This window comes from Gilliamella sp. B3892, assembly GCF_026536305.1.
Taxonomy (GTDB): domain Bacteria; phylum Pseudomonadota; class Gammaproteobacteria; order Enterobacterales; family Orbaceae; genus Gilliamella.
Genome location: NZ_JAFNOK010000004.1, coordinates 63,137 through 84,025 on the forward strand (window position 1 = coordinate 63,137; position 20,889 = coordinate 84,025).

General features: G+C 31.5%; 12 protein-coding genes and 1 pseudogene. 7 read left to right on the forward strand and 6 right to left on the reverse strand.

The window, feature by feature from the left end; translation table 11 throughout:
- Positions 1 to 33 precede the first annotated feature (33 nt).
- The 5 genes from J3U74_RS05970 to J3U74_RS05990 form a co-directional block, all read right to left on the reverse strand.
- Entirely contained in the window at positions 34 to 1,947 is a 1,914-nt protein-coding gene (locus J3U74_RS05970; protein WP_324099761.1) for an enterotoxin, read from the reverse strand.
- A 446-nt stretch (positions 1,948 to 2,393) separates the two neighbouring features.
- The gene (gene car / locus J3U74_RS05975) at positions 2,394 to 5,786 is read right to left on the reverse strand and encodes a carboxylic acid reductase (RefSeq protein WP_267329536.1); all 3,393 of its coding nucleotides are present in this window, start codon (positions 5,784 to 5,786) and stop codon (positions 2,394 to 2,396) included.
- 21 nt (positions 5,787 to 5,807) lie between these two features.
- A complete protein-coding gene (locus J3U74_RS05980) occupies positions 5,808 to 7,277 on the reverse strand; it encodes an MFS transporter (RefSeq protein ID WP_267329537.1) in 1,470 nt (489 codons plus the stop codon).
- 2 nt (positions 7,278 to 7,279) lie between these two features.
- Positions 7,280 to 9,217, reverse strand: a complete 1,938-nt coding sequence (locus J3U74_RS05985; RefSeq protein WP_267329538.1) for an anthranilate synthase family protein — start codon at positions 9,215 to 9,217, stop codon at positions 7,280 to 7,282.
- Positions 9,214 to 9,837, reverse strand: a complete 624-nt coding sequence (locus J3U74_RS05990) for an isochorismatase family protein (protein ID WP_267329539.1) — start codon at positions 9,835 to 9,837, stop codon at positions 9,214 to 9,216. Before J3U74_RS05990 ends, J3U74_RS05985 begins: the two co-directional genes overlap by 4 nt.
- Positions 9,838 to 10,125: 288 nt before the next feature.
- Here J3U74_RS05990 and J3U74_RS05995 point away from each other — a divergent pair, with 288 nt between their 5' ends.
- The 7 genes and pseudogenes from J3U74_RS05995 (at position 10,126) to J3U74_RS06025 (ending at position 16,663) form a co-directional block, all read left to right on the forward strand.
- Positions 10,126 to 10,752 carry a TetR/AcrR family transcriptional regulator gene (locus J3U74_RS05995; protein WP_267329540.1) on the forward strand — a complete coding sequence of 209 codons (627 nt, stop codon included), beginning with the start codon at positions 10,126 to 10,128 and terminating at the stop codon, positions 10,750 to 10,752.
- 7 nt (positions 10,753 to 10,759) lie between these two features.
- The gene (locus J3U74_RS06000; RefSeq protein WP_267329541.1) at positions 10,760 to 11,479 is read left to right on the forward strand and encodes a 4'-phosphopantetheinyl transferase family protein; all 720 of its coding nucleotides are present in this window, start codon (positions 10,760 to 10,762) and stop codon (positions 11,477 to 11,479) included.
- Positions 11,480 to 11,872: 393 nt separating this feature from the next.
- A complete protein-coding gene (locus J3U74_RS06005) occupies positions 11,873 to 13,396 on the forward strand; it encodes a tannase/feruloyl esterase family alpha/beta hydrolase (RefSeq protein ID WP_267329542.1) in 1,524 nt (507 codons plus the stop codon).
- 327 nt (positions 13,397 to 13,723) lie between these two features.
- Entirely contained in the window at positions 13,724 to 14,233 is a 510-nt protein-coding gene (locus J3U74_RS06010) for a ClbS/DfsB family four-helix bundle protein (RefSeq protein ID WP_267329543.1), read from the forward strand.
- 157 nt (positions 14,234 to 14,390) lie between these two features.
- Positions 14,391 to 14,621, forward strand: a pseudogene (locus J3U74_RS06015) (aldo/keto reductase); the annotation flags it as partial.
- A gap of 332 nt (positions 14,622 to 14,953) precedes the next feature.
- Positions 14,954 to 16,366, forward strand: a complete 1,413-nt coding sequence (locus tag J3U74_RS06020; RefSeq protein WP_267329545.1) for a hypothetical protein — start codon at positions 14,954 to 14,956, stop codon at positions 16,364 to 16,366.
- A 57-nt stretch (positions 16,367 to 16,423) separates the two neighbouring features.
- A complete protein-coding gene (locus J3U74_RS06025) occupies positions 16,424 to 16,663 on the forward strand; it encodes a hypothetical protein (RefSeq protein ID WP_267329546.1) in 240 nt (79 codons plus the stop codon).
- 341 nt (positions 16,664 to 17,004) lie between these two features.
- On the opposite strand, the gene J3U74_RS06030 is transcribed toward J3U74_RS06025, so the two are convergent.
- Positions 17,005 to 20,529: an AAA domain-containing protein gene (locus tag J3U74_RS06030; protein WP_267329547.1), complete on the reverse strand. Its 3,525-nt coding sequence runs from the start codon at positions 20,527 to 20,529 to the stop codon at positions 17,005 to 17,007.
- Positions 20,530 to 20,889 lie beyond the last annotated feature (360 nt).

The following is a 20,889-nucleotide window of genomic DNA, read 5'->3' on the forward strand; positions in this document are numbered from 1 at the left end:
CCTTATTTATATTAAATAAGGCATCATTTAAAATTACTGCGGAGTTAAAGACATAATAACTGTTTCAAAAGGATCGAGTGTAATCATTGCTGATTTTTTAATTGATGTCGGCTTTTGAGCATAAGATTGACTATGATAATCAATGCTAATTTTGAAGGTCTGACCGGCATTTTCAGGTAACTCTAAATCATTCTGTAAATCAAGGTAATAAACTTGTTGTTTATCTGAAGGATTGCGTAATGTGATAATGGATTTATCCGGTGTCCAACCAGCCCAGCCATATACGCCTAGTTTTGTAGGATCTTTTCCAATCCAATGAGTGTCAAATAAAACCTTTTGATTATCTCTCGACCATTGTGCGGCAGCGGCAAGCGTATCCCAATCTTGAGCACTTAATAGTTCCGGTGTGATATACAACTCTTGTAATTGCGTTCCGGTACCAAAATAACTCCAAACTTGATCGGCGAAATCATTAGCACTTTCCTGTTGTAAATGTTTAGCCTGTTTAGCATAAACAATACCGTGTAACATTAATGAATTTAAAGGAAATAATGGACCTTTCAATACTATTGAGCGGTAAGTTTCTGCATCACGATAAGTTAACCACTGTTGTACTTTACTACCCGGACCATAATAGTTTACATCATCGCCACCACGCCAAATTGAATCGGCATAAAACAGCCAAGAAGGTGTCGCTTGAGTACCGGTCGTTAGATTAATATATAAATTATGATTAGCTTCACGCATATCTTTAATTAAATGAATCGCAGCATCGAAATCACTGGTAAATTGACTGCCTTTAATTACTTTATCGGCATTACCAGTACCATCAAGTTTGAACATGGTAATATTTTGATTATTGATTAATTCTAAAATACGTTTATGGAAATTCGCATAATACTTTGGACCAGATAGTGCTAATTTACCGTCCATTGTCTCATAACCAAAAGTTGCAGCATTAGCGACTCGAGTATCACGTGGTTTATTATATCCGCCCCATGGTGATAACCAAATACCAAGTGAGGCATGATATTTTTCTGATGCTACCTTTAACTTATTAAACTCATCAGGAAAATTATCACCAAAGCCCCAGTTACTCTTTAAGTTATCCCATCCATCATCAAACAGATAACCATCTAGTTTAACATGACGTTTTTCCACTAATTCTTGACCATATTGATCAATACGTAATAGGGCTTCTTTTTCAGTATAAGGGTTGAAAAATCCAATATCTAGCCACGAATTATAGTGTAGATAAGGTTGGTAAGGGCGCTCTCTAACATTATTAATAAATTGATTTATATTACGTCTTAACTGACCATTTTCATAAGTACCAATATAAGTTTTATAACTTAGAGTATGGTTGGCTTGTAGCGGGATTGCTTGAGGAATTTTTTGCGAAACACCACCTTCGTAAGCCACAGTATTGGTTAATGGATTTTCAGGAATGATAAAAAAGGTGTCGCTAATTATTGGAGAGCTAACCACAGAACCATAAACAAAAGGGGCTTGAGAATGAAATGGCATCAATGAAATAGATGTCATTGAAAGCGCATCTTTTTTAGGGGTAATTTGTAATTCGTAGCTGGCAAAATGCTTGTCGTCTTGTAAATTAAGAACCGTTTCAATGGTCATATTATGGCCATTATAGTTTAAATAAATACTATTATCTTTTTGCTGTAGACTGTCTAAACTAAAATCTTTATCCGTTAATTTCTGACCGGAATCTAATGTGATTTCAAATAATGTTTTGACATCAATTAAATCGTTGTTTTTGGGGTTAATAATTTTAAAAACAGTAATACTTTTTTTATCATCACTATTGCTAATCTTGATTTGAGTATTTTGACCAGATAATTGATAATCATCTGCGAAAGCAGAACTTATGGGCAAACATAATGAGGAAAGTAATCCCAGTTTGATCCATTTTTTTAAAGATTTTTTCATTTCAATCTCCTTAATATTAAACAAAGTTTGGTGACTTCAACTACCAAAGTTATCTGTAGTATAGGCACAGGTGCATTATGAAATTGTGATCTTTATTACAAATTATTAGGATTTTAAAAAATGGAAAAAATACTTTTGTTTAACAACAAATGAAAAATAACTATTCAGACTTTAAAAAAACAAAAAATGATTTTTATTAGATCTAACCTATGAATTAGAGAAGATTTGGCTTATAAAAACTGAAAGAAAATGACATCAACTTACCAAATCCTGCTTTTAATATCTAGCGTGATGAAGATCACAGTTCGAAAAAATTTTGATTTTTTTTGTGCCCGGAATTTAATTTTATATTTAAGATTTTGTGTGAATTTGAAACGTGCTAATAATTACATAAGAGGTATTTACATATCCATGTAAATACCCAAAATTAAATTTATTATTTTAAATTAGTTGTTATTATCCTCAATAAATCCTAATAATTTTAAATCTGAAATATATTTTCTGACTAACGATAATGTAATATGTGGTATTTCAAGATTATGTTTCTTAATATCACTTTTGAATCTTTCAGAAGGTATAATCGAACCTGCAATTACTTCTTGTGGCTCTTCAATACCATATAGTAGATGAAGATATGAATATTGTTTCAGGTTTTCAGAAAAATGAATCATTGAGTTTTCAAATTGTTTTATCCAATCTTTATAGTTTTCAACTTTATTAATAATAATTCCTGATTCAATAGCCCAATCCACTACGGTATCAAGCGATATACCATCATCATGTGGATTGACTAGATTATATGTAAGATGATTGTCATGATTATCTTTCGATAAAGCTAAAATGGCCGTTACCGTAAAATCTACAGGTAAACCATCATAGTGAGGTTTAATATTAAGTGATTGTTTATAAAAAGATCTAGGCGCTATTTTTGATTTTACAACACTTAATAATAACCGTGTAAACATATCGTTAATGTTAATTTGTTCATCATATTTACTATGCGCAAGTATCATACTCGATCTAAAAACGGTAACAGGTAAAGAATATTTTTCATGAGCTTCTTTTAACAACACCTCACTAGCCCATTTACTAATTGCATAACCACTTGCGTAATCAGCATTTATTTTTTGATTGGGAAGGCTTACTCTTATATCAGAGTACTCATCTAAATGTGAAGTGGCTGCAACGGCTATACTAGACATAAAAATAAATTTCTTAACACGTTTAGTTAATGCTAGCTCTATTAGCTCTACTGTACCTAAAACATTTGCATCAAATATATTCTCATAAGATAAAACATGATTAACTAATGCCCCAATATGATAGATTGCATCAATATCCGTAGCAAGATTTTCCCATTGTTTATTGGTTAAACCAAGTTTCGATTCTGAAATATCTCCTATTAATATTATTAAATATTTATCTGCAAGTGATTTAAAATAAGCATATAATTTTTTATCAGATGATGCAAAAGAGTTGTAAAGCCGTTGCCTAGCAGATTTTTCGTTTTTTCCTCTCACAATACAAATCAGTTTACCATTCCTTGTACTTAATTCTTCTAATAACTTTAAACACAAAAAACGTCCTAAAAAACCACTGGCGCCGGTAAGCAATATTTTTTTTGGAGGTAATTTATTTTCTATTTCTAATTGGGTTGCTTTTTCAAGAATTGTTTTATCTATAAAGTTATTCAACATTAACTGATTCGCATATACAGCTGTAGCTGTACTGCCATGTATTGAAGTAAAATCAGGTCTCGTATTAGTTGAGTCTTTTTGAGAATCAAGATAATTTGCAATATCATTCAATGTAAAAACTGGACTAACAATTTTATCTACTGGAATGCGCATTCCCAAAACTTCTTCTAATGTAACAGAAAAAGTTACTGCAGTAAGAGAATCTCCGCCAATATCTCTAAAGCTCAAATTGCCAGAAATATTTGTTTTATCTATATCTCCAAGCAAGCTACTAGCTATTTGAATTACTGTCTCAATGGTGCTTTGTGAATCTTTATTTTTATAAATTTTATTAAGTTCATTTATCTCATTAATAGATAGTTTTGCATATAATTTATTAAGATCTTCTTGGTAATACGATTTCAATTTAGGCCAAATAGGTTTACCGTGATCTGATAGCAATCCATTTTTTTGAGTGAATGGTTCTGATTCTATAATAAAGTCTCTTGGTATTTCATAAGGTTTTAATCTATGTTCACTTGCAATTTTTCGAATTGAATCTCTTATCAAAAGTTTTAATTCTTTATCTTTTGAATTGTAATGTTGTAGTACTTGAGGTGTGGGAACAATTACTGCTAATAAACTTGACCATGTACCATCCCCATAAACAAAAATTTGTTTAATTAGTGTGCTTGAACTAAAAATAACTTCAATCGCAGATAAAGTTACAAATTCTCCTTGTGAAAGCTTGATTACATTTTTTCTTCGTTCTATAAAATTCAGATTTGAGTCACTAATTTCTTCGATAATATCTCCAGTGATATAGTACCCGTCTTTGTCAAATATTTCGTCGTTTAATTCCGGCATTTTATAATATCCAGGAATTATTGATTTAGTTTTCAATAACAGCTCTCCTCTTGGATGAGGTTTATCTGTTGAGAAATAGCCTAATTCTGGGACATCAATGATTTTATAATCCATTACTGGAGGTTTTAATAATTGATTATCAATCCAAATAACACCTGCCTCTGTTGAACCATAAATATTATGGAGTTTTATTTCTAAAACTGATTCCATGAAAAGATACAATTCTTTGGATAAAGGCGCTGATGCACATCCTGCCCATGAGATTCTTCCACCTAAAAGATGATTTTTAATTTCTTTTTTTAGTTTAGTTTCAAGATTTAACCCATTATGCTCAGCTAGTCTATGTTTAATTATTTCACTATTGTAATATTGATAAATCATTTCACATACTCGAGGTACAAGTGATAGTTCAGTAGGTCTCACAAGTTGGATGTCTTCGAAGAAACTTGATAAATTACTTTTTGATGTAAAGTAACTAATTCCACCTCTAGCTAAAGTATTTTTAAGAGAAGAATGCCCCGCTACATGGCTCATTGGCATATAATGGATAGTAATGGCTACTTCGTCAGAAAAAATTTTAGACCAGCTTCCTCCCCACATTGCTGATGCTAATCGTTCTGTATAAATAGCTCCTTTGGGAGAACCTGTGCTACCTGATGTATAAATTAACATTGAAATGGGATCTTCTATGTTATTGTCTGGTAGAGGAGCTAAAGGTAGAGTAGCGCCTATTTTTACGATATTTGTTAAAGGATCTATGGAGATCGAAGATTTAGCATCTTTTAAAATAGAATTCAATTTATTGAGTTTATTTATATGTTCATCTACATTTTCATGAAAATCAAATACTATTATACGTTTTATAAACGGAGATTCTTTTGCTAGTTGCTTAGCAGTCTCTATATGTTCTACACTAGCTGCAATTATTGAAGGCTCTGTTTGATTTAAAATTTTTTGCATTTGCTCTTTAGTTGAACTTGTTTGTAAATGAATAGATATAGCTCCTAACCTAATACAAGCAATATCAATGCAAGCATAGTCGCTACTAGTAAATGCTAGCATCGCAACTTTATCGCCATCTCTTAATGGATACTGAGGATGATAGAACAATTCATTTGCGATATATTCAACCTTATTCCAAAGTTGCTGGAAAGTTATTGTTCTATATTTTGGTAATAGTTTGATTGATATTTCTTTTGTGATCGGGTCTTGTATGTACTGATAATCTCTTTCACCAATAGCGGGACGAGATGAATATTTTTTCATTAGATCAGATATCATATGAATTAAACGCATTATTAATATTTCCTTTAGATTTTATTTAGAACGTGAGTTAGGGATCCAGCATATAGCTAAAACACCAACGGTAAGAGTTAATATGCTTGCTACGACAACAGCTATATGCATTCCATCAACAAAGGCAAGTTTGGCTTGGGTGATTAATTCAAATGATATATTTGGATAATCAAGTGTTTCATTGAGAGTCCCCGCAAGATTAGGGCCAGAAACTCTAAAACAAAAAGCTGCTAAAGAGCCCAAAACAGTAATTCCTAATGCATTTCCTATTTCATTACTCGTTTCTGCTAATGAGGCAGCAGCTCCTGCATTAGTAGGAGGAACGGCTGAAACAGCTATTTCTGCCACCAGACTGAATGATAGACCATATCCTACTGCTGCAGTAATAGATGAAGTAATTACAGCAATAATACCATTTTCAGTATTTGTAAATAAAAGAATTGCAGATCCTATGCTAATAAATAAATGAGTCATAACTAATGAGCTTTTTTTTCCAATTCGATAAGCAATTTTATTTGTCACAATACATGTGATTATTAATACAATTGCTCCAGGTAAAGCTAATAATGCTGCTGAAAATACGGTAAGTCCTAAAACAGATTGAAGATAAATACCGGTCAAATACCCCGAAGCTGACCAGACAACTAAAGATAGTAATCCAGTGGCAATGGCAATAGAAAATACACGATCCTTAAATAAAGAAATGTTCAATAATGGATATTTAATATAATTTTGTCTTCTAATAAACCAGATTAAACAAACAATACCTATAAAACCAATTACGAGCTGTAAAGTTGTTAAACCATAAGCTGCCGCTGTTTTAATTGAATAAGTAAATAGTAAAATTCCTATGAAGGATAAAATTAAACTTAAAAAATCAATTTTTCCATAATTTGGTTGTTTTACTTCTCTTAAAAAGATAGGTGAAGCAATTAGAAATAAAATGATAACTGGAATGTTAATAAAAAATACGACACCCCAATCAAATTTACTTAGAAGAAATCCTCCTATAATTGGTCCTATAGCAAAACCTCCTGCAAATGTAGCTGCGAATATTCCAATTGCTTGTGCAAGTTCTTTGGGATTAAGAAATAAATTACTAAGAATAGCCAATCCTGAAGGTAATAATGTGGCTCCTCCAAGCCCCATAATTGCTCGACTAATAATTAGCATTTCAGGGCTTGTAGAAAGCGCTGCACAAATAGAACCGACACCAAATGTTATTGAACCAAATATAATTAATCTCAGTCTTCCATAATGGTCACCAATGTTTCCAAATGCGACTAACAAAGACCCAACAACAAATCCATAGATATCCAGTATCCATAATGATTGATCTGCTGTAGGTAAAATTGAAGATGTAATTTTGGGCATCGCTAGATAAAGTACCGAGCCATCCATTGAAACAAGTAGAACTAAAGCTAGAATTGTAATCAAGCCCAGCCAAGCTTTTTTACTTGCTTTAATATTGATATCATTATTTATTGTCATAACTAATTTCCTAAATTATTATTGTGAGTTAAATTTTCATTTTTTGTAAGAATATTTAACAAGCTTCTTTCTATAATATCGACACCTCTATGTGTTAGTATCGATTCTGGATGAAATTGCATTGATGAAAAATTCTTATTTTTTAATGCATGTATTTCATTAGTTTTAAAATCTTTGCTTATTTCAATTAATCCACTATCTTCTGAAATATGGTAGTTCTCAGATGCTATAGCTGAATAAGAGTTATAAAATCCAACTTTCTCAATTGAACCAAATAAGTTAATTTCTTTTTGAGTTCCTTGATTTGGTTTTTTTCTTAATGAAATAGGTAATCCGAGATGTTGACATAAAATTTGATGGCTTAAACAAATAGCTAAAAAAAGTTTTTTCTCTTCAATAAGTATTTTTATTATATTTTTTAAAGTAGAAACTCTAGCATCGTTATTATCTCTAGGATCCCCAGGACCGGGGCCTAAAATATATAATTGATAATCATTAAAATTGATTTTTTCATCATATTTTTTTAAATCAACATGTAAACCGAATGATTTTAAAATTTGATAGAGCATTGATGTAAAACTATCTTCAGCATCAATGATCAATGTTTTCACTTTGTGTAATACTTGTTTTTGATGACGTGTTTTTTTATTAGGTAACCAAAATTCAGATAAAAATAAGTTTCTAATTTTCAGAGTTTTTATTACTTCTGGATGATTTGTTAACATTGTTTTTCTAGGAGTAATTTGTGAATTATTAGAAGTACTATTGATGGCTTTTAATAATCCATTTGCCTTGGCTTTTGTTTCTAAACTTTCTAATTCTGGTTGAGAGTGGCGAACAATTGTCGAACCAACATTAATCTGTAATTTTCCTTTATAAGAAATATCAGCAGTTCTTATTAAAATAGATGAATCAAGTGTTACATTCGAATTAGAATCTATTCCAAATAATGCTATAACTCCACTGTAATAGCCTCTTCCCTCAGGTTCATATTTTTTTATTACTCTACAAGCACTTTCAAGAGGACTTCCTGTAACTGTTGGAGCAAAAAGTGTTTCTTTCAAAATTTGTTGCGGAGGTAAATTTGATTTTCCTTTTATAAAATATTCTGTATGAGCTAAATTAGCCATTTGCCTTATATATGGTCCTTCAAGTGTTATGTTATCATGGCAAACTCTGGACATCATTTTGAGCTCTTCATCAACAACCATATAGAGTTCTTCGATTTCTTTAGGATTTTTAAGAAATGTTAGAAAGTCATTAAGCAAGGGTTTTGATTTAGGATAACGATAAGTACCACTTATAGGATTCATTGTGACAACATTATTTGATAGGCTAATGTGGCACTCAGGTGTAGCACCTATTAAAACTCGTTTTCCTGTACTTATGATAAAGGTCCAATAGGCTCCCATTTCCATGTTAAGTAATTTTTTAAAGATAAATAACGCCTTTTTTATGTTATAATTTTTTATATCAGCTAAATATGTTCTTTTTAGAACAAAATTAGCTCCAGAGCCATTATTTATCTCGTTAGAAATGATTGTTTTTACAAGATCTTGGTAATCTTCATCGTTAATATCATAATGCTCCTTTTCGAGAGATATAGATTGATCTTCAATTAACTTAAATATTTTCTTTTTTTCAAGCTTAATATGTTTTTTAATTTTCATTGCTACCAGATCTGATTCATCGTCAACAAACTCAAATCCTCTCTCTTGGACTTGTTTAAATGGTATTAAAGCTAAGACATCTTGTGACTGACTTTGATGAGAATCGCTGGGCTCAAATGGAAGTTCATCTAATGTATTGTGAGTAGTAATATCTCCAGAAAAAAACTCAACATTATCATTGTCTATTTTTGGTCTGTATAAAAAAGCAAAAGGGTGTTTGAAATCTGAGAAAATTTGCTTTAAATCCTCATTTATATTATTTATTTTCATTTAATGAAGTCTCCAACAGTGGTTAATGCTGCACAACATTTAGTAGTATAATTTAGAGTATTCATATGAAGATCTTCTGAAAAATCAGCAATTCCATCAGCAACAACAAATGTTTCAATGTCATTTGTATAAGATTCAAGTGATGTCATTAATATGCCAATATGGCCGTAGACACCACAAATAATTAATTGATTTTTATTATTTTTATTCATCTTTTCTAAAAGGTTTGTTTTATGAAATGCGCTATACCTCCATTTGGTAAAAATCCAATCCCTCTCTTCAGGACTAATAAAATTTGGAACGGCTTTATCTTCCGCAACCATTTTCATGCCTTCTCCCCAAAAATCTTTTAAAAGTCCTCTTTGTTCTTTCGTCATTCCTCCTGGTTGCATTGTATATGCAACGGGTACATTATTTTTGTAAGCCCAATTTTTGATTACTCTTATATTTTTTATTAAACTATCTTTCATCTTAGGCTCGAAGAAATTTAAGAAAAAATGTTGCATATCATGGATCAGCAACACACTTCTAGATGAGTTAATTTCCCAATTAGGTACGTTTTCAGGTAAATGTTCTTTTAAGGGGAGAGAATAGTTGATTTTAGAAGGTATATATTCCATGTTAATGTCCTTTTAAATTATACTAAAACATAGCTGTTATTTAGTGAGTCCAATATTAGATGCAAATATCTAAAATGGCATTTAATGAAAAATGTCCCTTAATGATATTTGTCACTCTGTGTCATAAATAAGTATATGAAAAGTATCGTTAAATAACAAGAATAATTATTCGAAATATAAAAATTTGCTTACATGTCAATTATAGTCTTATACTATCAATGTTTTTATTTAGTTGATTAGGCGTAAAATATTGAATATCTAACTTTGGTTTTGATGGAGTATTTATAAGTGATAGAAATAAACAGCTCTCTTCGGGAAAGAAAGAAATTAAAAATGCGAGAGGATCTAATTGAGGCTGCATACAAGTTATTTGTACAACATGGATTTGATAATACTACAGTGAATGACATAGCAAACCTTGCTGAAGTATCACCTAGGACTTTTTTTCGCTATTTTTCGTGTAAAGAAGATGTAATTATAGATTATGAATTAGTTGAATATGATGAAATTATAAGTGCATTGAAGTCTCGACCTGCAAATGAATCCATTTGGATTGCATTAAAAAAAGCGTCAGTTAATGTTACTAGATGTTGTGAAGAAGGAGCATATGGTATAGATCCTAATCGTTTTAAAACACTTAGGGATTTAATACGTAATCATCCTTCAATTCGTGCAAAAAATAATGAAATTTTACAATCCAAAAAACAACTTCTAACCAAGTTAATAGCAAAAAAAATGGGAGTTAATTATTTGCAAGACATAAGACCTGCAATGTTATCTACTTTATTAGAATTTTTATATAGCGCAACTTACGATGCTTGGAAGGAGAAAAAAGATTGTGCATCATTCTATGATATACTTGAAGAGACATTTATTCTTATTGAAAATGGAATAAACTACCCTTGCGTATGTTAGATATTATATGAAAGAGATTCCATATAAATTTATTAACATGAATGATCCTTTAAGTATTTTCTTTTCATCTCATAAAACTTATTTAAGTATTTATAATGCTCATTTTTTCCTAGATTTTTATAATGATGACTTATTTAATAAATACAAGATTTTTCCTATTAGTAAATTACATGAAATATCTAAAAAAAGAAAGGCAGAATATTTAGCTGGTAGAATAGTTGCCTCTTGGGCACTAAATGGTTTAAAAAAGACAACATTTAATCTCGTTTCAGACGAAACAGGTTGCCCTATATGGCCTAAGAATGTTGTTGGGTCAATCAGCCATTCAGATAATATTGCCATTGCATGTGTTATTCAAAATAACAAAACTTTCTATTCAAGTATTGGAATTGATATCGAACCAGTTATTCCTACAAAAGTAGCAGAATCAATTGCAAATCGCATAGTAACTGATAAGGAAATATATTATATCCAGAAAATTTTAAAATGTCATTTTTCTGTAGCTCTAACATTACTATTTTCTGCAAAAGAAAGCATTTATAAGGCGCTATTTTCTATGTTGAAAATTGAAGTTAGTTTTTTAAATATCAGATTTATTGGAATAAATGAAAATCTTTTAAGGTTTACTTTAAATAACTCATTAAATATTAAACATCAATTAAGCTCTATTATTCAGGTTTATTATTTAATTGACGAACAATCAATTTTAACAGCAACTCTACTCTAAATTTAGGGGTAAATAATAAAGATTACTATTCTTTGCTTTCTTGGTTTGAAGTTAATAAATACTTTATTTACAAATAAATTTATAGCAGATTAAACTGTTATTCTTTATCCCTTATTTATCATATCAACAAGTCAACATAATTATTTATATTCATGAAACAGTCATTTTTTTCGTGAATGCTCGTAACTATCTTGTTCTCTTTATTTCTTGAATTCATAATAATAATGATCGCATTACTTCAATCACTAATAAATTCCCCCTTATTTCCTTCACTAAATTAATTATTTGAAGTCGCGCATAGTTTATGCGCATTTTTATTGTCAGCAATATAGTTAAAGACTAATATGAAATCATCTTGAAAAGGTTTTTCATAAATTAGTAGGAGGATAGGGAATGATGAAATATAGTCTGTTATTTATTTCGTTATTAAGTCAAATCAGTAATATAGCTTTAGCTGTGTCACCCGATTCAATCGTTGAGCGTTGTAATGCGTTGACGGAAATGAAATTTGACAATGCTAAAGTCATAAAAAGTGAGCTTATTGAAGAGCGATTTACGCCTTTAACAAAATTAGCTGATACGCTGAGGGGCGCAGAAAATAACGTGATAACGGGGCTTCCACAGTTTTGTCGAGTGGAATTAGCCATTCAGCCGGAAATTAATATAGAAGTTTGGTTACCGACACAGTGGAATCATCGGTTACAAGCTATTGGAGGAGGCGGTTATGCAGGTTTTATTCCTTTTGATGAGTTAGCTGTAGCTGTTAAGGACGGTTATGCAACTGTTGCAACAGACACCGGACATCAAGGTAATCTTTTAGAGGGAAATTTTGTATTCAAAAATAACCAGCTACAAGCAGATGCTATTGCCGATTTCGCTTATCGTAGTGTGCATGAAATGACAATTAAAGCCAAGCAGGTTATTGAAAACTATTATGGTCAAATGCCAAGTTTTTCTTATTGGAATGGTTGTTCAACCGGCGGTCGTCAAGGGTTAATGGAAGCACAAAAATTTCCAGCTGATTACAATGGATTATATATTACCGCACCGGCCATACAATGGGATAAATTTCTTCCTTCAGAATTATGGCCACAAATTGTCATGCAAGAAGAGCTAGGGCAGCCAATTGATTCAGCGAAATTAGATAAAGTACGCCAAGCAATTATAAATTTAGCCGATGAACAAGATGGGATTAAAGACGGCATTATCGACGATCCAGCCTCGCTTGAAATAACTGATGAATTTTTAAAACAGCAGGGATTAAATAATAATGAAATTGTCGCATTAAGAAAAATTTGGCAAGGCCCAACGACTCAAACAGGACAATTTTTATGGTATGGCATAGAGCCGACTGCACAAATGGATGCTTTAGCCGGAAGTACACCTTTTCCTATTCCGGTTGATTATCTGAAATACTGGATCAACCAAAATCCTACTGTTGATTGGAAACAATTAGGTTATAAAGGATTTGAAAACTATTTTAATGACTCAGTCGATCTATATAGACCCATTATCGGTACTGATAATGCTGATTTAAGCCAATTTAAGCATTTAGGCGGAAAAATGATTATTTGGCACGGTTGGGATGATAAGTTGATACCGCCGAAAGGAACAATTCATTATTACAATCGGGTATTAAAAATAATGGGCGGACAGAATGATACAGACGAATTTTTGAAACTTTACATGGCACCAGGTGTTGATCATTGTAAAGGTGGGGAGGGTGCAGATAAGATTAATGGTTTTCAATCACTGGTAAATTGGGTCGAAAACAAACAGCCGCCAACAACACTTACAGCCCAGAAAATAGAAAAAGATCAAATTACTTTACAACGACCATTATGCCCATATCCGCAAAAAACAGTTTATAAAGGAAAAGGAGATACCAATAATCCGACTAATTTTGAGTGTCAGTAAATACCCTAATTAGATACAATACTTAAGGTTTATTTAATATTAATCTAACAGTTGGCGATATATCAGCTTTCTGTTAGATTAGATTTTATCCTATAAAAACTCCTGCAATCATCATCACACACGGATATAAAAATATTATGAGTCAAATCATGGTTGATTCTGATTAATGAAAAATTTTCATTAGTCCATATTGTTTTACCTACATTATCATTATTGTTTGTTGGTTTATGTTCTTCCTTAATTTGACAGTATCGGTTTACTTGATTAATGGGTAAGATACTTATAACATACAATAGCTAAGTTAATTGGGTTAACGGAGAACTAACTATGATCTATCAGGACAAAAAGCAATTATTAGATGAAATCAATAAAACGGCTGAGTTATTTATTGAAGAGTTTAAAACGGTCCCTGAAGATAAAAAAGATAATTTAGTGGATGGTGTTGATAAAACACCGGCTCAAATGATTGCTTATCAACTAGGTTGGTTAGCGTTAGTAAAGTCATGGGATGATACCGAACTCTCGGGAGAGATTCCCATTTTACCTGCCAAAGGTTACAAATGGAATCAATTAGGTAAGCTTTATCAGTCATTCTATCAAGCATATAAAGAATTATCTTTAAAAGAGCTTATACAGCACTTTGAACAAGCGGTCGATATTTGGACTGGCTGGATTGGTTCATTGTCGGAGGAGACACTATTTATAAAAGATAGCAGGAATTGGACTAAGCCTTATCCTGAAAGCTGGACTGTTGCAAGATTTATTCACATCAACTCGGTTGCTCCCTTCAAAAGTTTTCGGACTAAAATCAGAAAATGGAAAAAATTAACGCAATAAATGTGTATCTGATAAAAAATACCTACATATAGTAGGTAAATTAAAAGACATAGCCATTTTTGGTATTTGGGTAATAGAAAGGTGAAAAGTTACCCTTTAGGCCCTTTAGGCTTATATAAAATCTTTACATATTAGCTCATCGCCGAGTATTAATAGTAAGACAATAGGGCAAGTGGTATTGCGTTGGTTAGCACAAAGAGGCATTGCAAGCTTGGCTAAATCTGTGCGTAAAGAGCGTATAATTGAAAATCAAGATATCTGGGATTTTGAGCTTTCGGATAATGATATGCAACAAATAGCAGCGCTTGATACAAATACAAGTCAATTTTTTGATCATCGAGATCCGGAAAAAGTAAAATGGTTAACGAGTCGACGGCTTGATATTTAACTATACGATTTATATTGAAATGTTTATTGAGCTATGTTTTTCGATATTTTAATAGGCATTGTTTCGATATTCCTTAGATTGACTTGAGAACATAATCTTGACGACTACACTTTTCGCAGTTAAATTAAAAGTGTAAATGGAATTTAATGAAATATATTATTAAGCATTTTGTGAAGTTATATTGATGCCGGATAGTTATTTTAGTTTACCATTTGAGATTCTTATAAATTGATAAATGATTGATTTTCAAAATGGAAAATTAAAGATATTGTTTTAGAAAAGCATTATTTTAACAATTTGTAGGCATACATTGTTTTATTGATATAATTTATATGAAAAAAATATTATGCTTAATGGTGCTTTTATTATCAGGGATTTTTTTAATGTGCTCCTGTGCTGATAAAAGTGTTCGTATTGTTGACTATAAGTTAATAAACTCCTCTGATTCTAATGAGCTTTTACATGTAAGTTTTCAACTTGATGATTTTTACAATCCTTTTTTAACTCGCAGAGAAAATGAGAATTTTAAAAAAAATTTTCCACAAAAGAATATCAAAATCATTGCAGTATATGAGCCTATAATGGATAAAACGGGTTCTGTTATTAAAAAAACTGACGAAAAAAATTATCATACATTTATGCAGTGGGAGAGCGATGAAACTGTGTATAACAAGATAAATCGATTTGCATTTGCGACAAATTTACATGTTAATAGAGACAGTCAGATCATAAACTTTGATATTCCCAAACCTGTTCAAAATAAAAAACAACACTATGTTCTAAAAGGTATTTTTCTTTATTATCCGGATTTTCATTCATCTACTGAAAGTTTTTATTCTAATAAAATTGATACAGTTAAATATATTCCAATTTTTTATAATATCATTGATATAAATAAAGTAATTGATTATAAAGATAGATTTACATTCATGGAGCCATTGAGTCTTGAAATAGAAACAGATAAATTTGTTGAGTCATCTTCTGAAAAAATCATGGTCAAAAATAGTGTCTTAAAAACAAGTGTTTGGTTTGAAAATGATAAACCTTTAGAAAAAGACTTGCTAAGTGAGGAGCAGAAGATTGATCTTTTTGACAGTATAGAAATCTTTAAAGATCGAAGAATAATCCCTCTTGATGAAGATAAAGTGGATATAACTATTCCAGACTCGATGTTAAACAGGACAAATATTGAGATTTCTTCGGGTTCTTACTTCAAAGGCAAAACGTATGAAGTATTACACCTTGTAGGGCAAACCTCCAAGTATGGTGTACCGAAGTGGCTGCAGGAGATTTGGATAAGACAAAATGGGGATTTGCTGTATATAACTCATTTTTCTAATTATGGATGTGAGCTTGGATATAATATAATTTTTGAGAAAGAAAGTCATCCTCGAAGATATATCGATTACGGAGTTTGGTTAAAATTAAAAGAAGATAAAACTGAAATTCGTAAAACCTATATAACACCCGAGAATTTAAACTTCTTTGAAAAAATAAAACAAGAAAAAGAAGAATACTATGCCAGAAGATTAAAACAGATCACTGATTTTTATACAAGAAGCGATAAACGAGACCCTGGTGAAAAAAGAGTCGTTAGTGATCGTGAGAATGAAGATCTTCTTAAAAATAAAGCGTCAAAACGTGCTTGTATGAGGGAAATTGATGATATGAAGAGATTATTCGCTACACCAAAAGAAGAACTAAACCAACAATTTAAAATATACAAAAAAACTATCAATAGGTGAATTTTGTAAAACAACGACTCTTATTTGCTAAGCAACAAAATTTAACATGGTGATTATATGAGAACATTTTTATTCTTCATACAAGATGAAAAATTAGTGATTCTTGATAAAAATGAAATGGATACAAATAAATTAGACAATAATGTATATAAAAAATTGGATATTGAGATTCAAGCTGAAAACGAAAAGGATGCCATTAAAAAACTGAAGAAAGAAAATACAGATAAATATAATGAATTAAAAGAATTTATTAGTGATGTTACATTTTCTTCGATTATTTCCACTTTTTTACGGTAATGTTCATCGTGCGTAAGCGCATCATTCAGCAGGTAAAACTCGATCTATTGGCGTAAGTAATTTTTAACCTGATCGATTAGCTAATTTAACTACAATCATTCCTGCTGTTAATCAGATTGGATTTAACCCATTCTAATAACAGCAAGAAGCTGTGCCATATATGCAAAGATTTACTTCTCAATATCTACTTTGTAGAGTTTCTTTTCTTCATGGAGGCGAGCAAGATAGATTGCAAAGATTCAATATCTATTTTGCTTCCATTTGTAAATAATTCTTATATTAAAAAATATTGCCTACCACCATTGTTTTTTTATCATTGATTATCATTTCTAATGCAAATATTATTCAGTTGTTGTAAAAAAACGACTTTCAAAGCTACCCTTGAGAAGTTTAATTTCATTGTCAATATTATTACTTTTACCTTGATAAACGATAGACGTTTCATGTCTTACATATTTACCTTTTCTTTGAGCGCCAAGCCAGTTAAATGAACCTACACACAACAGATCATTGTCTTTAATCAACAATTTACTATGTACATTGTTAACATATTTAGCTTCGATACCTTTATTTTTAAACTCTGTCATAATGTTAGACAGTTCTTTTTTTAGTTCTTCTCGTTTTTCATTATTACAGTAAGAGAAATTTAGTTGTTTATCTGTATAGACAGAAACTTTGACGCCTTTTTTTACAGCTATTTCCATGATATTTAATATATTGGTGCTTTTAATAGCCGCTAATCTAACCCATGGTGAGACAATAAGTATCTCTTTTTCAGCATTTTTAATAGAATTTTGGAGAAATGCATCATGTTCTTTTGCACCATTAAGAACCAGATAATCTACATTACTTGAATTAGTTAAATCTTCCCTAGCGATATATTTAAAAGACAATTCATTATCTTCATTGGCGAACAAGTATTTGGCCAGAATACCTCTCGGTGTTTTTGAAATGGGGTCGAATATATCCATATCACCAAAAACTAAAAAGCTATCCTTTGCTCGTGAAATCGCCACATTCAACATGCTTGGTTTATCATCAATGAAATCGCCATTGGCATGTTTTGAATAAACAGGTGAAAAGATAATGAGCTTTCTTTCTGCTCCTTGTAGGGAATGAATTGTACCGACAGTTAATGAATCTTCTTCATCATCAATGTTGATACTGCATCTTGATTCCCTAATTACTCTTTTTATTTCTGCTACTTGAGCACCAAAAGGGGTAACAATACCAACAATTTTATTTATTGGCTCCTTGTATTGGTTTTCTAATATCTCTTTATTTTCTGTAAGCCATTTGGCAATGACAGTCGCTTCAAGCTTATTGATACGGCTTCCGGAACTGACCTTTTGGCCGATACCATCAATATGTAAGTAACCTAATGCTGGAAAGGTTGCCTTTCCAGATGCGCTTCCCCGCATTGGTTTGAGTTTGCCTTTATAGACTAATTCATTGCAAAAACCAATGATTTCATCATAACAGCGGCGATGCTCATACAAAAACATTCCCGGCTCCATATCTTGATCATAGTGATATTTTGAAGCTTGTTGAGCAATTCTCATCACACTACCGGAGGAGGCCGTTTTTCCTAAATGTTTAAGAAATTCATATTCTTTTTCAATATCTGCACTACAAATAACTTTAGCGCTTTGCATATTACCGATATCGACTTTAGGTGGGATTGACCAAATAGGCTCAATTTGGAATGTATCGCCAATAACCAATGCTTTTTTACTTAAAGAAAATGATGCTCCGGCCACCTCAGGTAAAACTTGCCCAGCTTCGTCCACGATAAGTAAATCAGCAAAATTATATAAGTAATTCTTTTTATATTCGGCCCCAGTGTAGATAAATTTATCCGGTAACATAAAAAAGGTAGAGACAATACAAGGGGTGATCTTCATTCGCAAATGCCAACGCTTCTTAGTAGGAATATAACCATTTTTTCTTCTCCACTTTTCTAAGTCTGGAAGCAGTTCTTCCATATCCATTAACCAACGACCTTCCCAATAATGAGTTGTCAGTAAGAATACTTTAAAACGAATTTGAAGATCTGCAATACTGTCAACCTGGGTTAATGTTATTTCTTGGTTTTTATCAGTTATACCTAAAGGCTGTAATGCAACATTCCAATCATACAGAGACTTTTCCAACTTCAACCAAAAATCATCTATCTCTTTTATAACTTTTTTATTTTTTTGTATTATCAGCTCTTGAGAGTCAATTTTACCTTCAACAAACAGAGAAATGCTGCTTATCGTTTGCCATTGCCGTTGTGTTTGTTCGGCAGGCCATATTTTTTTAAGAAAAAGCTTGGCTTTTAATAACCGTTTTTGAGCTACTGGTGGTATCCATGAAAATAGTGAATACCATATGCTTTCATTAGCAAGATATTCCTGCCAAGATGTTTCTACATTTTGCCAGTTAGTTTTTGTTTCTTGTTCAGTTTGCAAAAGTTGTTCATATTTAGCTTTAGTTTGTGTTATAGGCTCACCATAAAGCTGTTGTATTGTTTGGCGTATGTTAGATAAGTTTAGCCATGATTTTTCTATTTGTTCTAATTTATCAACTTCTATTTTTAAAGTTCGGTGGAGTTTATTAATGATATCTTTGATAGAACAATCTTTTGCATTTAACTCAGGAAAAGCTTTTAGAGCGCAATTGATATAGTGCTGTTTTGCCCTATCATAGTATTGAGGAGTTTCAATATGAGTGAAGAACGATTCGGTCTGATATATATTTTCAACTTTATCAGCTTTACTTCGAGAAGGGTAATAGGCGCCAAAGCTAGCAATGTCCGGTAACCATCTCGCTGCAAATAATCCTTCCCCTTTAGAAAAGTCTTTTCCAAAAGCATCGATGATGTTGGTAACAGCTTGATTATTGGTGGAAGCAGCTACGATGACCGGAGGTTCACTTTCATCTAATGCATGTTTTGCCCATAATGAAGCCACTACAGAAAGTAGCATTGTTGTTTTTCCTGTTCCTGGTGGACCATTCACAGCTAAAATTTCACCATTTACTGTATTTAATAAATGATTCAGTGCATCTCGTTGTGCATCAGCTAAAGGAAATTTATCGCCTGAATGAGCCAAACGTTTTGAAAAAAGACTATTGCTAGCTAAACAAGGTTGTTTTATGGTTGCCTGTTTTGAGGCTAATTTGCTAAAAAGAGGGATGTCATCAGTAGATTGACGCAATTGATCATATAATGAAACTATATGCATTGCTGCATTTTTGACAATATCTTTCTTGATAATGTAACCATAATTCAACAACTCAAAAGTATTATCGCTTTCAAGCCAATTTTGAGCAATGGCTTTTAGTAGTGAATCACAATGTTTTAAATAGGTATTCCAAGCAACAGCATATTTCTCATCGGTTAGTTCACAATTACCTTGCTCATCTTCTTGATAGCCAATACCAGACACAATATTGGATGTTAAATAACTATCAAGACTATCTACTGAACCTATTGAAAAGGATCCTTTTACCAGCGGCTCTAAAATGTCGCGGGATATGATAGTATGATTCCTAAGGGGATATAGTCGGCCATTTCTCGCCAACAATGCATTGGTCGCTATTGGTACAACATATTCGGGGATATCTTTTTTGGCATAAGCATGTTCAGTTCTATTTCGATAAATTCGGGGTCTTAATACAATCTCAATAGTTCTGCAATCCTTTGACTCATCTTGAAAAAGTTTTTTAGTTAACTCATCACTAATTTGACCTTTTTCCCATACAATTGAATCACATGTGATAAACTGCTCAATGTCCTTGCTATCTAAGCCACCTTTGGCAAAAACAGCATCGACTAAAGAATTTCGCCAATAACCAGCAAAAAATTGAGCATTTTTGTCCATAAATTATCCTTTTTTATCTAGCATCCATTTAAAAAACATCTACGATAGTACGTAAATTTTATTATTCATTAAATTAATAATTCTTCTATTGCTTTATTAAATTTATACATTAATTTTTTTTTAAATAGTTGAAATTACTCTTATAAATATAGCCGTTTCTCAGAATAATAGATTGAGAATCGACTTTTTAAATCTAAAACCTTATATATTTTGCAAAAGCGCTTAATTATTACTGCTTTCGATTATCTGTTTTAGAGTGGTTTTATTTGTTGTTTTTAGACGTTTTATAGAAGACTTCAATCTAATTTTTCAGTATTTTTTGAAAATTATCCATATAAAAATGATTGTTCTATCTTCTAT